13 protein-coding genes are annotated in these 16,705 nt (G+C 70.5%); 1 reads left to right on the plus strand and 12 read right to left on the minus strand.

Translation table 11 applies throughout. From position 1 onward, the window contains the following. Positions 1–96 precede the first annotated feature (96 nt). The gene (locus tag QE363_RS15345; protein ID WP_309696626.1) at positions 97–1,080 is read left to right on the plus strand and encodes an alpha/beta hydrolase; all 984 of its coding nucleotides are present in this window, start codon (positions 97–99) and stop codon (positions 1,078–1,080) included. 47 nt (positions 1,081–1,127) lie between these two features. Here the strand turns inward: QE363_RS15345 and QE363_RS15350 are convergent, their stop codons facing one another. From QE363_RS15350 to QE363_RS15405, 12 genes are all read right to left on the minus strand, one after another. Beyond that, a complete protein-coding gene (locus QE363_RS15350; protein ID WP_309696627.1) occupies positions 1,128–3,011 on the minus strand; it encodes an XrtA/PEP-CTERM system amidotransferase in 1,884 nt (627 codons plus the stop codon). Between the two features lie 4 nt (positions 3,012–3,015). Beyond that, positions 3,016–4,500, minus strand: a complete 1,485-nt coding sequence (gene xrtA / locus QE363_RS15355; RefSeq protein WP_309696629.1) for an exosortase A — start codon at positions 4,498–4,500, stop codon at positions 3,016–3,018. Next, on the minus strand, positions 4,497–5,654 hold the full coding sequence (locus QE363_RS15360) for a TIGR03087 family PEP-CTERM/XrtA system glycosyltransferase (protein WP_309696631.1): 1,158 nt from the start codon (positions 5,652–5,654) through the stop codon (positions 4,497–4,499). The genes xrtA and QE363_RS15360 overlap by 4 nt, the downstream gene beginning before the upstream one ends. Next, a complete protein-coding gene (locus tag QE363_RS15365) occupies positions 5,651–6,682 on the minus strand; it encodes a FemAB family XrtA/PEP-CTERM system-associated protein (RefSeq protein ID WP_309696633.1) in 1,032 nt (343 codons plus the stop codon). Before QE363_RS15365 ends, QE363_RS15360 begins: the two co-directional genes overlap by 4 nt. Further along, complete coding sequence (locus tag QE363_RS15370; RefSeq protein ID WP_309696635.1) at positions 6,679–7,545, minus strand: XrtA system polysaccharide deacetylase; 867 nt, start codon at positions 7,543–7,545, stop codon at positions 6,679–6,681. The genes QE363_RS15365 and QE363_RS15370 overlap by 4 nt, the downstream gene beginning before the upstream one ends. Then, on the minus strand, positions 7,535–8,872 hold the full coding sequence (locus QE363_RS15375) for an AAA family ATPase (protein ID WP_309696637.1): 1,338 nt from the start codon (positions 8,870–8,872) through the stop codon (positions 7,535–7,537). Before QE363_RS15375 ends, QE363_RS15370 begins: the two co-directional genes overlap by 11 nt. Positions 8,873–8,891: 19 nt before the next feature. Next, positions 8,892–10,586, minus strand: a complete 1,695-nt coding sequence (locus QE363_RS15380; RefSeq protein WP_309696639.1) for a hypothetical protein — start codon at positions 10,584–10,586, stop codon at positions 8,892–8,894. Then, complete coding sequence (locus tag QE363_RS15385; protein WP_309696641.1) at positions 10,583–11,656, minus strand: AAA family ATPase; 1,074 nt, start codon at positions 11,654–11,656, stop codon at positions 10,583–10,585. Before QE363_RS15385 ends, QE363_RS15380 begins: the two co-directional genes overlap by 4 nt. Next, complete coding sequence (locus QE363_RS15390; protein WP_309696643.1) at positions 11,653–13,161, minus strand: XrtA system polysaccharide chain length determinant; 1,509 nt, start codon at positions 13,159–13,161, stop codon at positions 11,653–11,655. The genes QE363_RS15385 and QE363_RS15390 overlap by 4 nt, the downstream gene beginning before the upstream one ends. A gap of 14 nt (positions 13,162–13,175) precedes the next feature. Continuing rightward, the gene (locus tag QE363_RS15395; protein WP_307100038.1) at positions 13,176–13,814 is read right to left on the minus strand and encodes an XrtA/PEP-CTERM system exopolysaccharide export protein; all 639 of its coding nucleotides are present in this window, start codon (positions 13,812–13,814) and stop codon (positions 13,176–13,178) included. An 88-nt stretch (positions 13,815–13,902) separates the two neighbouring features. Then, positions 13,903–15,129 carry a pyridoxal-dependent decarboxylase, exosortase A system-associated gene (locus QE363_RS15400; protein WP_309696645.1) on the minus strand — a complete coding sequence of 409 codons (1,227 nt, stop codon included), beginning with the start codon at positions 15,127–15,129 and terminating at the stop codon, positions 13,903–13,905. After that, positions 15,126–16,616, minus strand: coding sequence for an AMP-binding protein (locus tag QE363_RS15405; RefSeq protein ID WP_309696647.1), 1,491 nt, complete (start codon positions 16,614–16,616; stop codon positions 15,126–15,128). Before QE363_RS15405 ends, QE363_RS15400 begins: the two co-directional genes overlap by 4 nt. Positions 16,617–16,705 lie beyond the last annotated feature (89 nt).

A 16,705-nucleotide genomic window follows, 5' to 3' on the forward strand; every position in this document is an offset into this window, starting at 1 on the left:
GGAACCGCAGGGTTCCGCCCTTTTTTCTTGCCCGGCACGCGCCCTCCCGGCAGGCTTGCCCCGATAACGCCGTGCGGCGCGGATGGAGAGGATAGGATGATCGACCGACGCTCTGTGATCGGAGCCATGGCGAGCGTGCCGCTGGCCGCCCGCGCCGCCGCGCAGGCCGCACCGGCCTCCGCCACGGGCATGACGCCCTGGCCGCCCGCCGAGCATTTCCCCCTCTGGCCCGGCCGTCCGCCCGGCGCGCGCGCGACTTTGCCTAGCCCCCGTCCCTCGATGAACGGCCCGGCGGGGCAGCAGCAATTGTGGCTGCGCGGTATCGCCACCCCGATCGTCGCGGTCTTCCGGCCCGAGCGGCCCGACGGTCGCGCCGTGCTGACCATTCCCGGCGGCGGCTATGGCTTCGTGTCGGTCCAGAATGAGGGGATCGACGTCGCGCGGACGCTCAACCCGCATGGCATCACCGTCTTCGCACTCGCCTATCGCCTGCCCTCCGAAGGCTGGGACCATCAGGCCGACGTCCCGCTCCAGGATGCGCAGCGCGCCATGCGGCTGATCCGCGCCAATGCGGCGCGATACGGCATCGACCCGGCGCGGCTGGGTATCGTCGGCTTCTCGGCGGGCGGGCATCTCGCAGGCTCGCTGACCGTGGGTTATGACGACCGGGTCTATGCGCCGGTCGATGCCGTCGACCGCCAATCGGCGCGCCCGCGCTTTTCGGGGCTGGTCTATCCGGTCGCCAGCCTGTCGACGCCGACCACCCATGCCGGATCGCGCGACAATCTGTTGGGCCCCAATCCCGATCCCGCGACCAAGGCGCGCTATGACAGCCCGCGCCGGATCACGGGTACCACGCCGCCGCTGTTCCTGGTCCATGCGGTCGATGACGGGCTGGTCCCGCTCGACCAGTCGCTCGACCTGCTGAGCTGCGCCCGCGCCGCCAAGGTGCCGGTCGAGGCGCATTTCTTCGAAAAGGGCGGGCACGGCTTCGGCGCGCTGGGCGCCCCCGAAGGCGCTCCCGCGCGGCTGTGGCCCGATCTGTTCGACCGCTGGATCAACCAGACGCTGGGGGCGTGATGCCCAAACCCCCGTTCGCCCAGTGCGAACGGATGGGGGATAGCCCCTCAGAACAGCCTTTGCAGGCTCCGCTCCAGCATCAGCATCTGCCACAGCGTCCGGCCATGGTCGGCCCGCCCCGCCCGGTGGTCGGCGGCCATGCGCCCCAGTTCGGCCAGCTGGAACCAGCCCGTCTCGCGCAGCAGCCCCGATTGCGCCAGCCTGGCCGCCTCGTCGGCCAGGGCGCCGCGAAACCACGCGCTGATCGGCGTGACGAAGCCCATTTTCGGCCGGTAGAGGATGTCGCGCGGCAGATAGGGCTCCAGCGCCTTCTTCATCAGCCATTTGCCCTGCCCGCCGCGCACCCGCATCGCGGCGGGCAGGCGGGCGGCATATTCCACCAGGCGATGGTCGAGCAGCGGCTCGCGCGCCTCCAGCCCCACCGCCATCGAGGTGCGGTCGGTCTTGGTCAGGATATCGCCGGGCAGCCAGATCTTCAGATCGGCATATTGCGCGCGGTCGATGGCGTCGCGGGCAGGCGCGTCGCGCATCGCCGCGACATAGCGATCCTCGGCCCGGTGGCCGCCCAGCGCCGCCTTCGCCTCCGCCGAAAACAGTCGCGCGCGCCATTCCGGGCTGGTGACGCCCACCGCCCGCGCATAGGCCTCCGCCCCGTCCATCCCCAGCGCCAGCAGCGTCGTCTTGGCACGCAGCGGGCGCGGGGCCCAATCGGCCTTGGGATAGAAACGCCCCAGCGTCCCGAACAGCCCGCGGCGCAGGTCCGCCGGGAACAGGCCGCGGACCCGCTCCTCGCCCGCATGGAAGACATGGCGGCGATAGCCCGCCATCGCCTCGTCCGCGCCGTCGCCGGACAGCGCGACGGTGACATGCTCGCGCGCCAGCTGGCACAGCCGATAGGTGGCGAGCGCCGAGGCATCGGCAAAGGGCTCGTCGAAATGCGCGACCAGCGTGTCGATCAACGTGAAGTCGTCGGCGCGCACCACCCGCTCGACATGGTCGGTGGCGAAACGCCGGGCCACGGTGCGGGCATAACCCCGCTCGTCATGCCCCGCCTCCTCGAAACCGATGGTGCAGGTGCGCACCGCGCGCGGGGACGCCTCCGCCATGAGCGCGACGACGCCCGAGCTGTCGACACCGCCCGACAGGAACGCGCCGAGCGGAACGTCCGCCACCATCCGGCTGGTCACCCCCGCCCGCATCCGTGCAAGCAGTTCCTCGCCCATCCGCGCGGCCGATCCGGTTTCGCGGTCGGAAAAATCCACGTCCCACCATTGCCGGGGAGACGGAATGGCCCGCCCCCGCTCGATCAGCAGGAAATGCCCGGCGGGCAATTTGTGGACGCCGCCCATGATGCTGGCATCGTCGGGGACATAGCCCAGTGCCAGATAATCCTCGACCGCGCGGATATCGGGCCGTCGCCGGAACAGCGGATGCGCCAGTACCCCCTTCATCTCCGAGGCGAAGGCGACCGCGCCATCGGGCAGCTCGGCCCAGTGGAGCGGCTTCACCCCCAGCCGGTCGCGCGCCAGGAACAGCGCCCCCGCCCTGGCGTCATGCACCGCAAAGGCGAACATGCCGACCAGCCGGTCGAGCATCGACGGCCCCCAATGCCGCCAGCCGTGCAGCAGCACCTCGGTATCGCCATCGGTGCGGAACACCGCGCCGCCCGCGCGCAACTCTTCGCGCAATTCGCGGTAATTATAGATTTCGCCGTTGAAGCAGACCGCGACCTCGCCATCGACCATCGGCTGGGGCGAGCCATCGACATCGATGATCGACAGCCGCGCATGGGCGAAGCCGACACCGGGCGCGGTCCACAGGCCCTGCCCGTCCGGCCCGCGATGCGCCTGGGCGCCGATCATCGCGCGCAGCCGGGCGGGATCGACCGGCTTGGGCGTGGCGGGATGGAACAGACCGGCGATACCGCACATGGGATCAGCGCCGCCCGGTCAGACGGTCGGCGAAGCGATCGATCGGCCCCAGCGCCTGGACGAACGCCGCGATCGCCTGGCGGTCATCCCCCTCGCTCGACACATGGACGGCGACCGCCACCTGGCGCCGGCCGAGCAGTCTGGCCTTCATCGTCTCGATCTTCACCCGTCGCATGTCCGGGGTCAGCGTATCGCCGATCCGGTACCAGCTCGCAACGACACGCTGCATGGTCCGGCGATCGGGCGTCGTCTCGATCAGCCGGGTCGCATCGCCGCCCGCGACGGGCGCCAGATCGGCGACGCGGATCCAGGGATCGGCTTCGTGCAGGATGCCCGTCCCGAACGCGCCCAGCTTGCCGCCCTCGCGCTGCTGCGGGAAGATGCCGACCGCCAGATCGACCTGATGCCCCTGCCCGTCGGCATAGGTGCGCAGCAGCACCTTCGCACCGGGATAATAGGGCCGCCATTCGCTGATCTGCGGCGCGGGGGTCCAGCCGGGCACGTCGGGCAGCGCCATATGCGGGGGCAGCATGGCGACGCGCGACCCGGCAAAGCCGCTCCAGCTGGGGTAGAGCGCGGTGATCATCACCGCCAGGATCGCGGCGAGCAGCGGGTCGATGCGGCGGCGCGGAATGGCGGAGAGGCGCGCGGGGTCGAAGGCGGGATCGTCGGGCGACCGGTCGAAGAACTGCCACCCGATCGCCAGTACCGCCGCCATGACGAAGGCGAAGAACACCCAGCCGAAGATGATGTGATCGACGCCCCCCGCCACCTCGATCGAGGTGAGGTCGGCGGCGAAGATCGTTCCCCAGGCGCGGATGCCGTTGGCCAGCACCGGCACGATCACCGACACGATCAAGAACACCGCGCGCCGCCAGGGCGAACGGAAGCAGAGATTGGCGACCAGCGCCGCAAAGGCGATCATCGCCAGGACGAACTTGGACCCCGAACACGCCTCCGCCACCTCGAACCAGTAGCGCCCGGCATGGATCAGCACCCCGTCCGCGCTGGCGGGGATGCCGCTCCAGTCGAGCAGCGGCATGACGATCGCCACGGTGATCTGCTGAAGCGGCTTTTCCAGTTCCGCGCCGAACGGCACCAGGAACCAGGCATAGGCCAGCGGGAACAACAGCCCGCGCGCGACCATCGGCCCCAGCAGCGTGACGACCAGCGCCTCCAGCGTCGCGACCAACCCCAATTGCCGCACCAGCGCGACCGTGGCGGACTCGCCGAGCAGCCATAGGAACCCGCCCGCCGCGACGAGCAGCAATCCCGGCCACCAGGCGACCGGGGTGAGTTGCTTCAGCTCCGGCCGCCGCTGCCAGATCAGCCAGCCGACGACCGGGCCGATGAACAGGCAATGGCCATAGGTCGTGCTGGTCCACCAGATCTCGACCAGATGCGCGACGTCGCGGCGCAGGAGGAACAGGACGAACAAAGCCGCCACGCCGAGCAGCGCCAGATGATAGCCCCAGCGTCCCGGCTTCACGACACCATATCCTTCATCAGCCGGTCGAGCGGCACCAGCCGCGCGCCCCAGCCGTAACGCTCCATCACCCGCGCGCGCGCGGCGGGGTTGGTGGCGGGGCCGTTCAGCGCGGCGAGGACGCGGGCCGCGAAATCCCGGTCGTCCGCCGCCACCGCGATGGTGCCGCCATGATCGATCCCCTCGGCGGCGGCGCGCGACGCGACGACGGGGCGGGCCATCGCCATCGCCTCCAGCACCTTGTTCTGGATGCCGCGCGCCAGCATCAGCGGCGCGATGCAGACCGCCGCCCCCGCCAGCCATGGCCGCGTGTCGGGCACCTCGCCGGTGACGATCACCGCCTCGCCCGCCAGCCGTCGCACCGACGCGGCGGGCGCGCGGCCGACAATGGCGAAGCGCGCATCCGGCCGGACGGCGCGGATGCACGGCAGGATGGTCTGGGCGAAATGGATCACCGCATCGATATTGGGGCGATAGTCCATCTGCCCGGTGAAGACGATCAGCGGGCCGTCCCGCACCACCGGCGCCACCGCGCCGGGCGCATGGACGGTCGCGTCGATGCCGTTCTCGATGGCCAGGACATGGCCCTGCCCGCCCTGGCTGCGGAACAAGGCGGCTTCGGCCTCGCTGACGAACAGGGTCGCATCGGCATCGCGGGCGACGCGGCGCTCAAAGGCCGACAGACGTTTCGCCTCGCGCGCCAGCATCCAGGCCCTGGGGCCGGTCGCGCCATCCGCCATCGCGGCGAACTTGGCCGAGTCGACGTCCACCATGTCCATCACGGTCGGCCCTTGCCCGCGATACTGCGCCATCTGGCCCGAAAAGACATAGGTCGCGGCCACCCCGCCCTGCCGCACCCCGGCCACCGCCCGCGCCATGGCGGGATGGGCAAAGGCGGTCAGCGAGACCGGGCGGCCGGTCGCCAGCGCCTCGACGGCGGCGCGCGGCATCCCCTTGGTACGGGGGATCACATGGCAACTCGCCAGCAGGTCGCGGAATGCGGGCGGCGGATCGCGCTCGGCCTCGCTTTCGGCAAAGGCGCAGAGATGGATGCGCCAGTCGCGCGCCAGATGCCGCAGGATGTGGAAGCTGCGGATCTTGTCGCCGCGATCGGGGGGAAAGGGCACGCGGTGCGCGAGGAACAGCAGGTCCCTCACCCCAGCCCCCGTGCGATCACCGGCCCCGCGATCCGCGCCGCCCAGACCGGCATCCGCTTCCAGATGGCGATCATCGCGGCATATTTGGGGTTGAGCGGATTGATCGCGCGCGGCCCATGGATGCTGCGGCTGGCATAGACCAGCGGCCGCCCCTCGAACCCCCAATTCTTCTTGAACGCCGCCGCGCCGGTCCCGACCTTCGACCGGCCGAAATCGAAGCGGTGGCAGCCGCGCGACCGCGCGTGCCGCATCAGCGCGAAATACATCAGGTCGTTGGCGCGCAGGCCCCGCGCCGCCTGCGTGCCCCCGCCCCAATAGGGATAGACGGTGCCGCCATGATACAGGCTGAGCACGCTCGCCACCGCGCGGCCGCGATGGCGCACGGTCAGCACGTCCGCGTCCAGCCGCGCCGCCGCCTCGCGGAACAGCCGCGCCGGAAAGACCGGGGTGCCCAGATTGCGGACCGATTCGGCATAGACGCGGTAATGCTCGGCCAGCATCGCCGGATCGGCGCCGGTCTGCACGGTCAGCTCATTGGCCAGCGCCTTGCGCACCTCGGCCCGCTGCTTGCGCGGGATGGTCTTCAACTCGGCCTCGTCATCGGCGGCGATCGAGCGGACGAAACCCAGATAGCTGTCGGCGTCGGGCGTCCAGCCATCCGGCACCGGCCCTCCGCGCAGTTCGACCGACTCGATGCCCCGGTCGCGGGCGAGCGTCCAGGCCGCCTCCGCCAGCAGGTCCACGCCCTCGCCCAGCACACCGCCATCGACCCCGAAGCCCGTCGACACCATCGCCGCGCCGAACAAGGGCGAGCGAATCTCGCTGAGCGGCAACAAGCCGACCAGATCGCCGCTGCGCTCCGCGACCAGGCAATGCGCCTTCTGGCCACAGCCCGCCGCCCCCGCCAGCAGCCAGCCGGTGCGATGAAAGGGCGTGCCACCGGCGGCATCGACGAACGCATCGATCCGCGCACGCTCCGTTTCGCGCGCCAGATCGGCGACGCGCAGGGTCGGCAGCGTCGCGCTCATGCCAGCTGTGCCGCTTCCCTGGCCGCCACCTGATCGACCCGGCCCCAGTCATGCCGCCCGAGCAGCGCGCGCAGCTTGCCCTCCATCGCGCCCAGCCGCGAATAATGGCGGATGCGCGAGCGAAGCGGGGCGGCGGTGACGCGCGGCTGGCCGGGATCGATCTCCCAGGGGTGGAAATAGAACATCGCGCCATGCCGGTCGCGCTCGACCTGCCCGATCGCGATGTCGGTCAGCTTGGCGGGCAGCATCCGGAAGAAGCCGCCGCCGGTCGCCAGCCGCCGCTGGCCGAACTGCGCCACCGTCACCGGCAACTCGATCAGATCGGCATCGGCCAGCGGCCGCCAAGCATAGCGCGGCGAGGCCGCCCAGCCATAATGGTCGTGCCGCAGCGGCGCGACGCTGGAGGAATAACGATAGCCCGCCTCCGCCAGCACGGGATGCGCCCAGGGGGTACGGGTGTCGATCGAGAAGCTGGGCGCGCGATAGCCGGTCACCGCCTGCCCGCCCGCATCCTCGATCGCCGAGCGCGCGCGGAGCAGATCGGCGCGGAACTGGTCGGCGGTCATGGTGAAGACGCGCTGATGGTCCCAGCCATGGCTGGCCATCTCATGCCCGGCGGCGACGATGCGACGGATCAGACCGGGATGGCGATGCGCAACCCAGCCCAGCGTGAAGAAGGTCGCGCGCGTCCCCGTCTCGGCGAACAGCGACAGGACCGCATCGGTATTGGCCTCGACCCGGCTGTCCAGCCGGTCCCAGTCGGCCTTGTCGATCGTCCGTTCGAAGGCGCCGACCTGGAACCACTCCTCGACATCGACCGACATGCCATGGAGCGGCCGGGCCGCGCCGGGCTCAGGCGGCATGGCCCCAGGCGCCCGTGCGGATCGTCGGGCTTTCCTCGCGGCGGGGCTCGCCACGCGCGTCGGCATCGCTCCAGTCGACCATCAGCGTCAGCACCCGGCGCAGCGCCGCCTCCTGCTGCTCCAGCCGCGCCTCCAGCCGCGCGATCCGCTCCTCCAGCGCCGCGACCGGCGACGGATCGGCGGCGGCCGCCGGGGCGGGCTTGGCGGGCTGGGGTTCCGGCGCGGGCCTGGGCTCGGGGATCGGGCGCAGCGATACCGGCTCGGGCGCGGGCGGCGGGGCGACGATGCGCGGGCTGCCGCCCTGCCCCGTCTGGCTGTCGGGCATGATCCGGGTGCGGACAATCGGATCGGCCATCGCGGCGGGCGCGGGCGCGCCGTTCAGCGTCGCGGCGCCCAGCGTCCCCAGCCCGAAGACCGAACGGTCGAAGGCAGGTGCGGCGGCCTGGGGCGGTGCGATCGGGGCGGGCTCGGGCTGTACCCCGGCGTCGCGCGAGGCCGCGAACCGATCGCCCCCCATATCGGCGGCCATGTCGGCGGCGACGCTCTTGACGGTTTCCTCGCCGATCAGCTCGACCCCCTCGACCGCCGCCTGCAACAGCACGCGGCCCGCCAGCACGTTCAGACGGCGCGGGACGCCGCCCGACACCTCGTACAGCGCGTCGAACGCGTCGGCGGCGAAATCGGGGCGGCCGGTCCATCCCGCCACCGCCAGCCGGTGCGCGATGTAATCGGGAACCTCGTCGGCCTCCATCGGGTCGAGATGGTGGATGGCGATGACCCGCTGGCGCAGCTGCTCGATGGCGGCCGAGCCGAGCAGGCGCTCGCGGAATTCGGGCTGTCCGACCAGCAGGATCTGGAGCAGCGCATGCCCCCCTGCCTGGAAATTGGACAGCATGCGCAGTTCCTCGAGCGAGGCGAGCGGCAGCGCCTGCGCCTCGTCGACGATCAGCAGGATGCGACGCCCCTCGCGCGCGACGCCGTTCAGCGCGCGCTCGATCGCGGCCAGCAGGCCCGCCTTGGACAGACCCAGGCTGTCGACGCCCAGCTGTCCGGCGACGGTGCGGAGCAGGTCGTTCGGCTCGATCGCGGTCGACACGATATGGATGACGCGCAGGCGGCGCGGGTCGAGCGTCTCGACGAGATGGCCGACCAGCGTGGTCTTGCCCGCGCCGACATCGCCGGTGATGACGATGAAGCCCTCGCCCTGCGCCAGGCCATAGCCGAGATAGGCCATTGCCTTGCCGTGAGTCGCCGTCTCGAACCAGAAACGCGGGTCCGGCGTCAGCTGAAACGGGCGCTCGCCCAGACCAAAATGCGTCTCGTACATCATCGTGCCTTTCGGCCGGTCAGAACTGGTATCGTGCCGCGATCAGGGCCTGCGCCGACAGCGCGCTGGACAGGTCCCCGACCGTGAAGTGATACAATCCCACCGACGCGGTTGTTCCGAGCCGACCGAAGTTGCGGTAATAGCTGGCGGTCGATCCCAGCGACACCACGTCCTCGGCCCCCGCCAACTTACTGGCATAATAGTTAACGAAGCCGTTAACGTTAAGCCCCGAATTCGGGCCGAGCGCATGGCCGAAGAAAATCTGCGCGTACCAGCTTTCGTCCTCGGTCCCATAGACGACGAGGCCCGGCGCGTTCTGCGGCGCGAAGAGACGGCGATTGGTATAGCCCAGCCCCAGTCCCAGGGTCGAGCGGCCGCGCGTCATCGACACCATCGCATCCAGTCCGCGCGCGCGGTAGAGCGAGGTCTGCACCGATTGCAGCGCGTCGTTCAGGCACCCGCCCGGCGTCGTGCCGCTGGTCGAGAACACGCATCCGTTGAACTGCTGCCCAAAAGCATCGCGCGTCTCGACGAAATTGGTCGGCAGATTGGACAGGCCATCGCGCAACTGCCGCCCGAAGGTCTGGATGCCGTCATAGACCGCGACCTGCATGACGACGTTGCGCGACGCCTGATAGCGCGCGACGCCGGTCACGCTGAGCGAGCCGTAACGCTCGCCGACATGCCCCTCCACCGAGGTCCGGCGATCGGGACGCCAGATCACGCCCGCATCATAATAAACGCCGTCGGTGCGATAGGCGATGCGGCGCGGGCCGGTGGGCGCGGTGACAAAGCGGCCCCGGCTGTCGACCAGCGGGCGTCCGGCGGCGTCGACCGCCGCGTCGCGCTGGCTGCTCTCGATCCGCTCATAGCCGACCCCGGCGGTCAGCGCGACATAGGGGGAAATGGGTTTCAGCACGTCGCCGCGCACGAACCAGCCCTCGTAACGCTGCGCCAGCTGCTCGGCATCGTCGCGCTCATAGGAGGCGTTGAGCGACAACCCGACCGGCAGGACCGCGCCGGGGCGGACATTGGCGCTGACCGTCGCCAGCTGGTTCCAGCTGTCGCTGAAATAGTCGAGGCGCGGCTGGCCCGGCGCGATGCCGCCAAAGCCCGGCGTGTCGACGCGGGTATAGCCCAGCCGGTAATTGGCGCCGATCTGCACCGGACCGGCGCGGGTGGTCAGGACCGGACCGATATAGGCCGAATAGAGCTGCGAGATATTGTCGGTATCGCCGACCAGCACGCCTGGCGCGGCGCCGCGAATGTCCGAGCGCGTCCGCGTGGCGAGCGCGCCGCCGTCCAGGGTCAGGTCGCGCGTCAGCCGATAGGCGCCGCGCGCCAGCCCGCTATGGATGTCATTGTCGGCATAGCGATCGTTCCAGCTGAACCGATGTTCGTAGCGATAGCTGAGCTGCGCCTGCGCGCGCGGGGTGCTCACCTGCGCATTCACGCCCGCCGCCAGGCTGGTGAAGGTCACCACATCGCCGCCGTTCAGATCGGCGCTCAGCAGTTGCCCCACCTCGATATAGGGGGCGATGCGGACACGCGATGCGGTGCCGCCTGCGGGCGCGGGCGCGACGCCGGGGGCTGCGCTGCCCGGCGCGGATGTGGAGGGGGGCGTGGCCATGCCCTGCACCTGCGCCGCCAGCGCCGACGGCCAGGCCGCCAGACCCAGCGCCGAGGCGATCAGGACCGGCCGCGCCGCCGTCACCGGGCGTCGTCCTTGCCATATCCGCCATAATAGCCGAACCGGCGGCTGCCCGGCACGAAGGCGACGCTGTTGAGCACCAGCTGGATATGCTCGCACGCATCGAGCAGCGCGATCGCGCCCGCGACCTCGCTCTCGGGCGTGCGGTCGGCGCGGACGACCATCATCACCTGCCCCGCCAGCATCGCCAGCACCGAGGCGGACGAGGCGGCCAGCGCGGGCGGCGAGTCGAAGATGACCAGGCGGCGCGGATTGGCCGACAACAGCCGCTGCAACACCGTCCGGGTCCGCGCCGAGGCGAGCAATTCGGTGTCGCTGGCGCTGCGCGTGCCGCAGGGCAGCACGGACAGATGCGGCACGTCGGTCCGGATCACCAGATCCTCAACATCGATCGCGCCATCGTCGAGCGCGTCGAGCAGCCCCGGCCCCTCGGCCAGCCCCAGCCGGTCGAGCACGTCGGGCTTGGCGACATCGGCGTCGACCAGCAGCACCTCGGTATCGCGCTCGGCGGCCAGCGACAGCGCCAGATTGACCGCGCAGAAGGTCTTGCCGTCCTGCGGCCGCGCCGAGCAGATCAGGACGGTGCGCGCCTTGTCGGCATCGCCCGTCTCGACCAGGCGGCGGCTGGTGATGATCAGCTGGCGCTTGACCAGCCGGAACTCCTCGGCCAGCGGCCCGACCGGTGCGCCGGGGACGATCATGCCGTTCTCGGCCAGCATCGCGCGGTCGACCATCGCGACGTCGCTGAAGCCGGGATTATATTCGCTCGCCAGGAATTCCTCGTCGCCCGGCTGCGCCAGGAACTCGGCCGGAATGCCGCTCAGGCTGGCGGGAAATTCGGGATCGGGCGCACTGTCTGGCGCGACCATGGCGGGCGGTGTCCGTTCGGGCGCGACGATACCGGGCGGCGTCCGGTCCACCTCGCCCGGCGTGGCAGACGTGGCGTCTTCCTCCCGCTCGCTCTCGGGCATGACGGGCGCGCGGACAAAGGACTGGAAGTCATAGACATTCGCCGCGCGTTCGAGCAGCGAAGGCTCCCGCCGGGGCCGGTTCGGTTTCAAGGGCTTGGTCATGCCGCCATACCCCGCTGCAATAGCTCGATCGCGACCACCATCCCATAGGCCGCGCCCAGCGCCGCCGTCCCGCCGAGGAACAATTTCATCCGCTTGGCCCGCACCTCGGCCTGCGCGCGCGTGACGACCTCGCCGATCGCGCCGATCACCGGCAGCCCCATCGCGCGTTGCAGCGAATGCGGCGTGGTGAAGGTCTGGCGCAGCTTGGACAGGGCAAAGGCGGTCCCGATCCCCAGTCCCAGCGCGGCCAGGAACACGCCGGTCAGCAGCAACAGGCGATTGGGCGCGGTCGGCGTGCGCGGATAGGTGGGCGGGTCGATCACCGAGAAGCGCATCGAGTCGGTCTGGTTCTGCGCCTGTCCGCGCAGCGCGACCTGCTCGCGCTGGCGCAGCAACTGGTCGTAACTGTCCTTCAGCACCTGATAGTCGCGGTCGATCGCCCCCTGCTGCGCCGCCGCCTCGGGATCGGTCGACAGGCTGGCGTTCAGCCGGTCGAGGTCGTTCTGCAACTGGCTCTTGCGCATCTTCAGGCTGGCGAGCTGCGCCTGCTTCTCGGCGGCCATCGACTGGAGCGACATGTAGAGCGGGTTGGGCTGCCCGCCCGCCCCGCCGCCCGGCGGCTCGGCCCGCGCGGCGGCCTGCGCGACCGCCAGCTGGTTCTTCAGCGCGATCACGTCCGGATGGCTGTCGGTATAGCCGCGCGCCCGGGCATCGGCGAGCTGGCCCTGAAGCGTCGCCAGCCGCGCGCGCGCGGGGCCGGCGACCCCGCCGCCCTCGCCCACGGTGCGCGGCGTGCCCGCCAGCTGCCCCTGCACCGCCGCCACGCTCGACTGGGCGGCGGCCATGTCGCTGTCCACCTGCGCCATTTGCGAGCGCGCCAGCCCGATCCGGTCGGCGACCGATCCGCTGCCCGGCAGGCCGCCCAGGAACTGGTTCTGATACTGGGCGCGCTTGGCCTCGGCGATCTGGAGCTGTTTCTGGCGATCGTCCAGCTGCTTGTCGAGAAAGGCCAGGCTCTGGTTCGTGTTGTTGCGATCGCCGACCAGATTGGATTCGACGAAGATGTCGATCAGCTTCTGCGCCACCTGCTGCGCCAGCTTGGGGCTGGACTGGGTGACGGTCAGCTGGAAGATCGTGTCCTGCTGGTTCTCGATCTTGATCGACTGGGCCAGGGCCGAGACGCGCGCGGCGACGTCGGCATCGCTCGACACCGTGCTGGCCAGGTCGGTGCCGCGCACCACCTTTTGCAGGTTGATCGCCGAAATCAGCGTCTGGCGCACCTGATCGACCGAATCCATCTGGCTGGCCTGGGTCGAGGCGATGCCGTCGGGCAGGATCTGCGCATTCTGCACCGCGATGCGCGCGCGCGATTCATACCGGCTGGGGATTTGCGAGACGAACAGCCAGCCCGCGATGCACACCGCCCATGCGACGCCCAGCGCCAGCCAGCGCCGGGTCCAGATCGCATGGATCGCTATGCGGATTTCATCCTGGATGCTCGACATGCGCAGGCGCGACCTTAGAACATCGACTCGGGGATGATGATGACGTCGCCCGGTTCCAGCCGGACATTCGCCTTCGAATCGCCCTTGCGAAGCAGGTCGTTGATCTGAAGCGCATATTCGCGCTGCTTGCCGGTCTCGCGATCGGTGCGCACCAGCTTGGCCTTGTTGCCGGCCGCATATTGGTTCAGCCCGCCCACCGCGATCATCGCATCGAGCAGCGTCATGTTGGCGCGGTAGGGGATGGCGGCGGGCTTTTCGGTCGCGCCGACGATCCGCACCTGCTGGCTATAGGTGCCGGAGAAATTCTCGACGATCACCGACACGATCGGGTTGGAGACATATTCCGACAACGCCTTCTTCATGTCGTCGGCCAGCATCGCGGGCGTCTTGCCGACGGCGGGCATGTCGTTGACCAGCGGCGTGGTGATGCGGCCGTCGGGGCGCACCTGGACCTTGGTCGACAGGTCGGGATTGCGCCAGACGAAGATGTTGAGCTGGTCGAGCGGGCCGATGACATATTCCTCGCCCGGCTGCTCCTTGCGCGCGACATAGCCCGCCGAGGGCAATTCGGGGTCCGGCCGCCCGGTCGAACAGGCGGTCAGCGTCGAGGCCGCCAGGCCTGCGAGCAAGAGGGGACGGGCGAACGATGCCATCGAAGGAGTCTCCTGAACCCTGTTATCCCGGCCGGAACGAAGGGCAAATTGCGCAGCGTCGCTATGCCATGAAGAGGTGAACAGAGCGTTAGTCGCTGTGATCCCTCGGCAATAGCTCGGCCGCAGGAGCATGTCCCAAAAAGGCACAAGGACTGGCGGTGGCGCCATAGGCCCCGGCCAGGAAGATGGCGACGACATCCCCGACATCGCCGCGCGGCAGGGCGATCCGGTCGCCCAGCCGGTCGAGCGGGGTGCAGAGCGGCCCGACCACCGACACCGTCTCGGTCGCCTCGCCGCCCATCGCATGCGCCAGCGCCAGCGGATAGTTGCGCCGGACGACGGTGCCGAAATTGCCGCTGGCTGCGAGCTGATGGTTGAGGCCGCCATCGAGGATCAGGAAGGTCTCGCCCCCGCTCTCCTTGCGATCGACCACGCGCGCCAGATAGACCCCGGCCTCCGCCACCAGCCAGCGCCCCAGTTCGATCGCGAACCGGCTGTCGCGCAGGATAGCGGGGCGCGCCGCCACCGCCGTCTCCAGCGCGGCCCCCACCCGCTCGATGTCGAGCGCGGTATCGCCCGCGAAATAGGGCACGCCGAAGCCGCCGCCCAGATTGACCAGCGGCGGCGCCTGCCCCGCCTCCTCCGCCAGCCGCGCGGCGAGCGCGATGGTGGCGGCCTGCGTATCGATGATCGCCTGCGGATCGAGCGCCTGGCTGCCCGCATAGATATGGAAGCCGCGCCAGTCCGCGCCCGCCGCGACCAGATGGCGGACCAGCGCGGGCACCCGCACCGCGTCGATCCCGAAGGGCGACGGCCGCCCGCCCATCTTCATCCCCGAGCCGCGCAGCTCGACATCCGGATTGACCCGCACCGCCAGACGGGGGCGCACGCCCAGCCGTTCGGCGATGGCGAGCGCGCGGGTCGCCTCGCCTTCGGATTCCAGATTGATCGTCACCCCGGCGGTCAGCGCGGCGGACAGCTCGGCATCGCGCTTGCCCGGCCCGGCAAAGCTGACCGGACGCCCCAGCCGCTCGACCTTCGCCAATTCGCCCGCCGAGGCGACGTCGAAGCCGTCGACCAGCTCCGCCATCGCGGCGAGCAGCGGCGGGAACGGATTGGCCTTGATCGCATAATGCAGGTCGATCGCGGGAAAGGCGGCGCGGAACCGCGCGACCCGTGCCGCGACGATGGCGGGGTCATAGACGAAAACCGGGCCGTCCCGCTGCGCCAGCCAGTCCGGCGCAGTGCGCCCGGCGATCGTCAGCATCCCCCGCTGGCCCGCATATTCGGGGGGGATCGGCCCCATCGGCTTCATGACGTCATATCCTTGTCGGCGATCGCGCGGCGCAGGGCGGCGCGGTCCAGCTTGCCATTGGCGTTGCGGGGCAGTTCCTCGCGCCAGTCGATGCGCGCGGGCTGCATGAAATTGGGCAGGTCGCGCTTCAGCCGCGCGCGCAGCGCGGGTTCGTTCGCCGGATCGCCCGCCAGGACCAGCACGATCGCCTGTCCCTGCGCCTCGTCCGCGACGCCGATCGCCACCGCCTCGCGCGCCTCGCCACCCGACAGTGCGGCTTCCTCGACCTCCTGCGGGCTGATACGGTTGCCCGCGACCTTGATCATCTCGTCATCGCGCCCAACGAAGCGGAGCAGGCCGTCCGCCCCCTCCACTACCGTATCCCCCGACCAGACCGCACGGGGCCAGCCGGGCGCGGGGCGGAAACGCTGCGCGGTCCGCTCCGCATCGCGCCAATAGCCCTGCGCGACCAGTGGCCCGGCATGGACCAGCTCGCCCGGCTCGCCCGGCGCGGCGCGGGTTCCGTCGGGACGCAGCACCATCACCTCGGCAAAGGGGATCGCGCGGCCGATCGCGTCGGGATTCGCGTCGATCAGCGCGGGGGCGAGATAGGTGGAGCGGAACGCTTCGGTCAGCCCGTACATGGCGTAGAGATCGGCCTGGGGAAACCGCTCGCGCAATCCCCGCACCAGTCGCGGGGTCAGCGCGCCGCCCGAATTGGTCAGCCGCCGGATCGGCGCGACCGCCTCCTCGGGCCAGTCGATCGCCAGCAGCTGCGTCCAGAGCGGCGGCACCCCCGCCAGCACCGTCGCGCCGTGCCGCGCCACCGCCTTCACCACGTCGCGCGGGGTCAGATAGTCGAGCGGCGCCACCGCCCCTCCGGCCGCCCAGGTCGAGAGGAGCTGGTTCTGGCCATAGTCGAAGCTGAACGGCAGGACGCCGAGCACCCGGTCCTGCGGGGTCAGCCGCAGATAGTCCGCGACGGCGATCGCCCCGAACCACAGATTGGCGTGGCTCAGCATCACCCCCTTGGGCCGCCCCGTCGAGCCGGAGGTGTAGAGGATCGCCGCCAGCGCCTCCGGATCGGCGGAGGATCGGGGCAGCGCCTCGCCCTCCCCCGCCTCGGTCGCGACCAGGACGCCGGGGGGTATGTCGCCTTCCTCCAGCGTGGCGGCGCGCGGGGCGTGGGTCAGCAGCATCGCGGCCCCGCTGTCCGCCAGGATATGCGCGACCTGCGCCCGCTTGAGCAGCGGATTGACCGGCACATGGACCAGCCCCGCGCGCGGCGCGGCGAGCGGCATCAGCGCGGCGACGCGCGTCTTGGGCAACCATGTCGCGACCCGCGCGCCGGGGGCGAAACCCTGTGCCGCCAGCCATCCCGCCAGCCGCGCGACCGCCGCCTCCACCTCGGCGAAGGTCAGGGCGGCGTCGCGTTCCAGCAGGGCGGGCGCATCGGGTACCCCGCGCAGGACATGGTCGATGGGCAGGGCGACGGGTTGGGGGGCCATGCGCGTCATCTACAGCCGGGGGTGGTGGAAAGTCGAGCCGAGTGGGTGTGGCGGACGGTTGGCGATATGGCGGCCCTCCCCCAACCCCC

The organism is Sphingomonas sp. SORGH_AS_0870 (assembly GCF_031453175.1).
Lineage (GTDB): Bacteria > Pseudomonadota > Alphaproteobacteria > Sphingomonadales > Sphingomonadaceae > Sphingomonas.

Bases quoted from the DNA above. Each gene is read 5' to 3' on its own strand.
- QE363_RS15370 (WP_309696635.1), bottom strand. From the start codon at position 7,545: ATGCCGCCTGAGCCCGGCGCGGCCCGGCCGCTCCATGGCATGTCGGTC.
- QE363_RS15400 (WP_309696645.1), bottom strand. From the start codon at position 15,129: ATGAAGCCGATGGGGCCGATCCCCCCCGAATATGCGGGCCAGCGGGGG.
- QE363_RS15345 (WP_309696626.1), top strand. From the start codon at position 97: ATGATCGACCGACGCTCTGTGATCGGAGCCATGGCGAGCGTGCCGCTG.
- QE363_RS15350 (WP_309696627.1), bottom strand. From the start codon at position 3,011: ATGTGCGGTATCGCCGGTCTGTTCCATCCCGCCACGCCCAAGCCGGTC.
- QE363_RS15405 (WP_309696647.1), bottom strand. From the start codon at position 16,616: ATGGCCCCCCAACCCGTCGCCCTGCCCATCGACCATGTCCTGCGCGGG.
- QE363_RS15390 (WP_309696643.1), bottom strand. From the start codon at position 13,161: ATGTCGAGCATCCAGGATGAAATCCGCATAGCGATCCATGCGATCTGG.
- QE363_RS15395 (WP_307100038.1), bottom strand. From the start codon at position 13,814: ATGGCATCGTTCGCCCGTCCCCTCTTGCTCGCAGGCCTGGCGGCCTCG.
- QE363_RS15365 (WP_309696633.1), bottom strand. From the start codon at position 6,682: ATGAGCGCGACGCTGCCGACCCTGCGCGTCGCCGATCTGGCGCGCGAA.
- QE363_RS15375 (WP_309696637.1), bottom strand. From the start codon at position 8,872: ATGTACGAGACGCATTTTGGTCTGGGCGAGCGCCCGTTTCAGCTGACG.
- QE363_RS15385 (WP_309696641.1), bottom strand. From the start codon at position 11,656: ATGACCAAGCCCTTGAAACCGAACCGGCCCCGGCGGGAGCCTTCGCTG.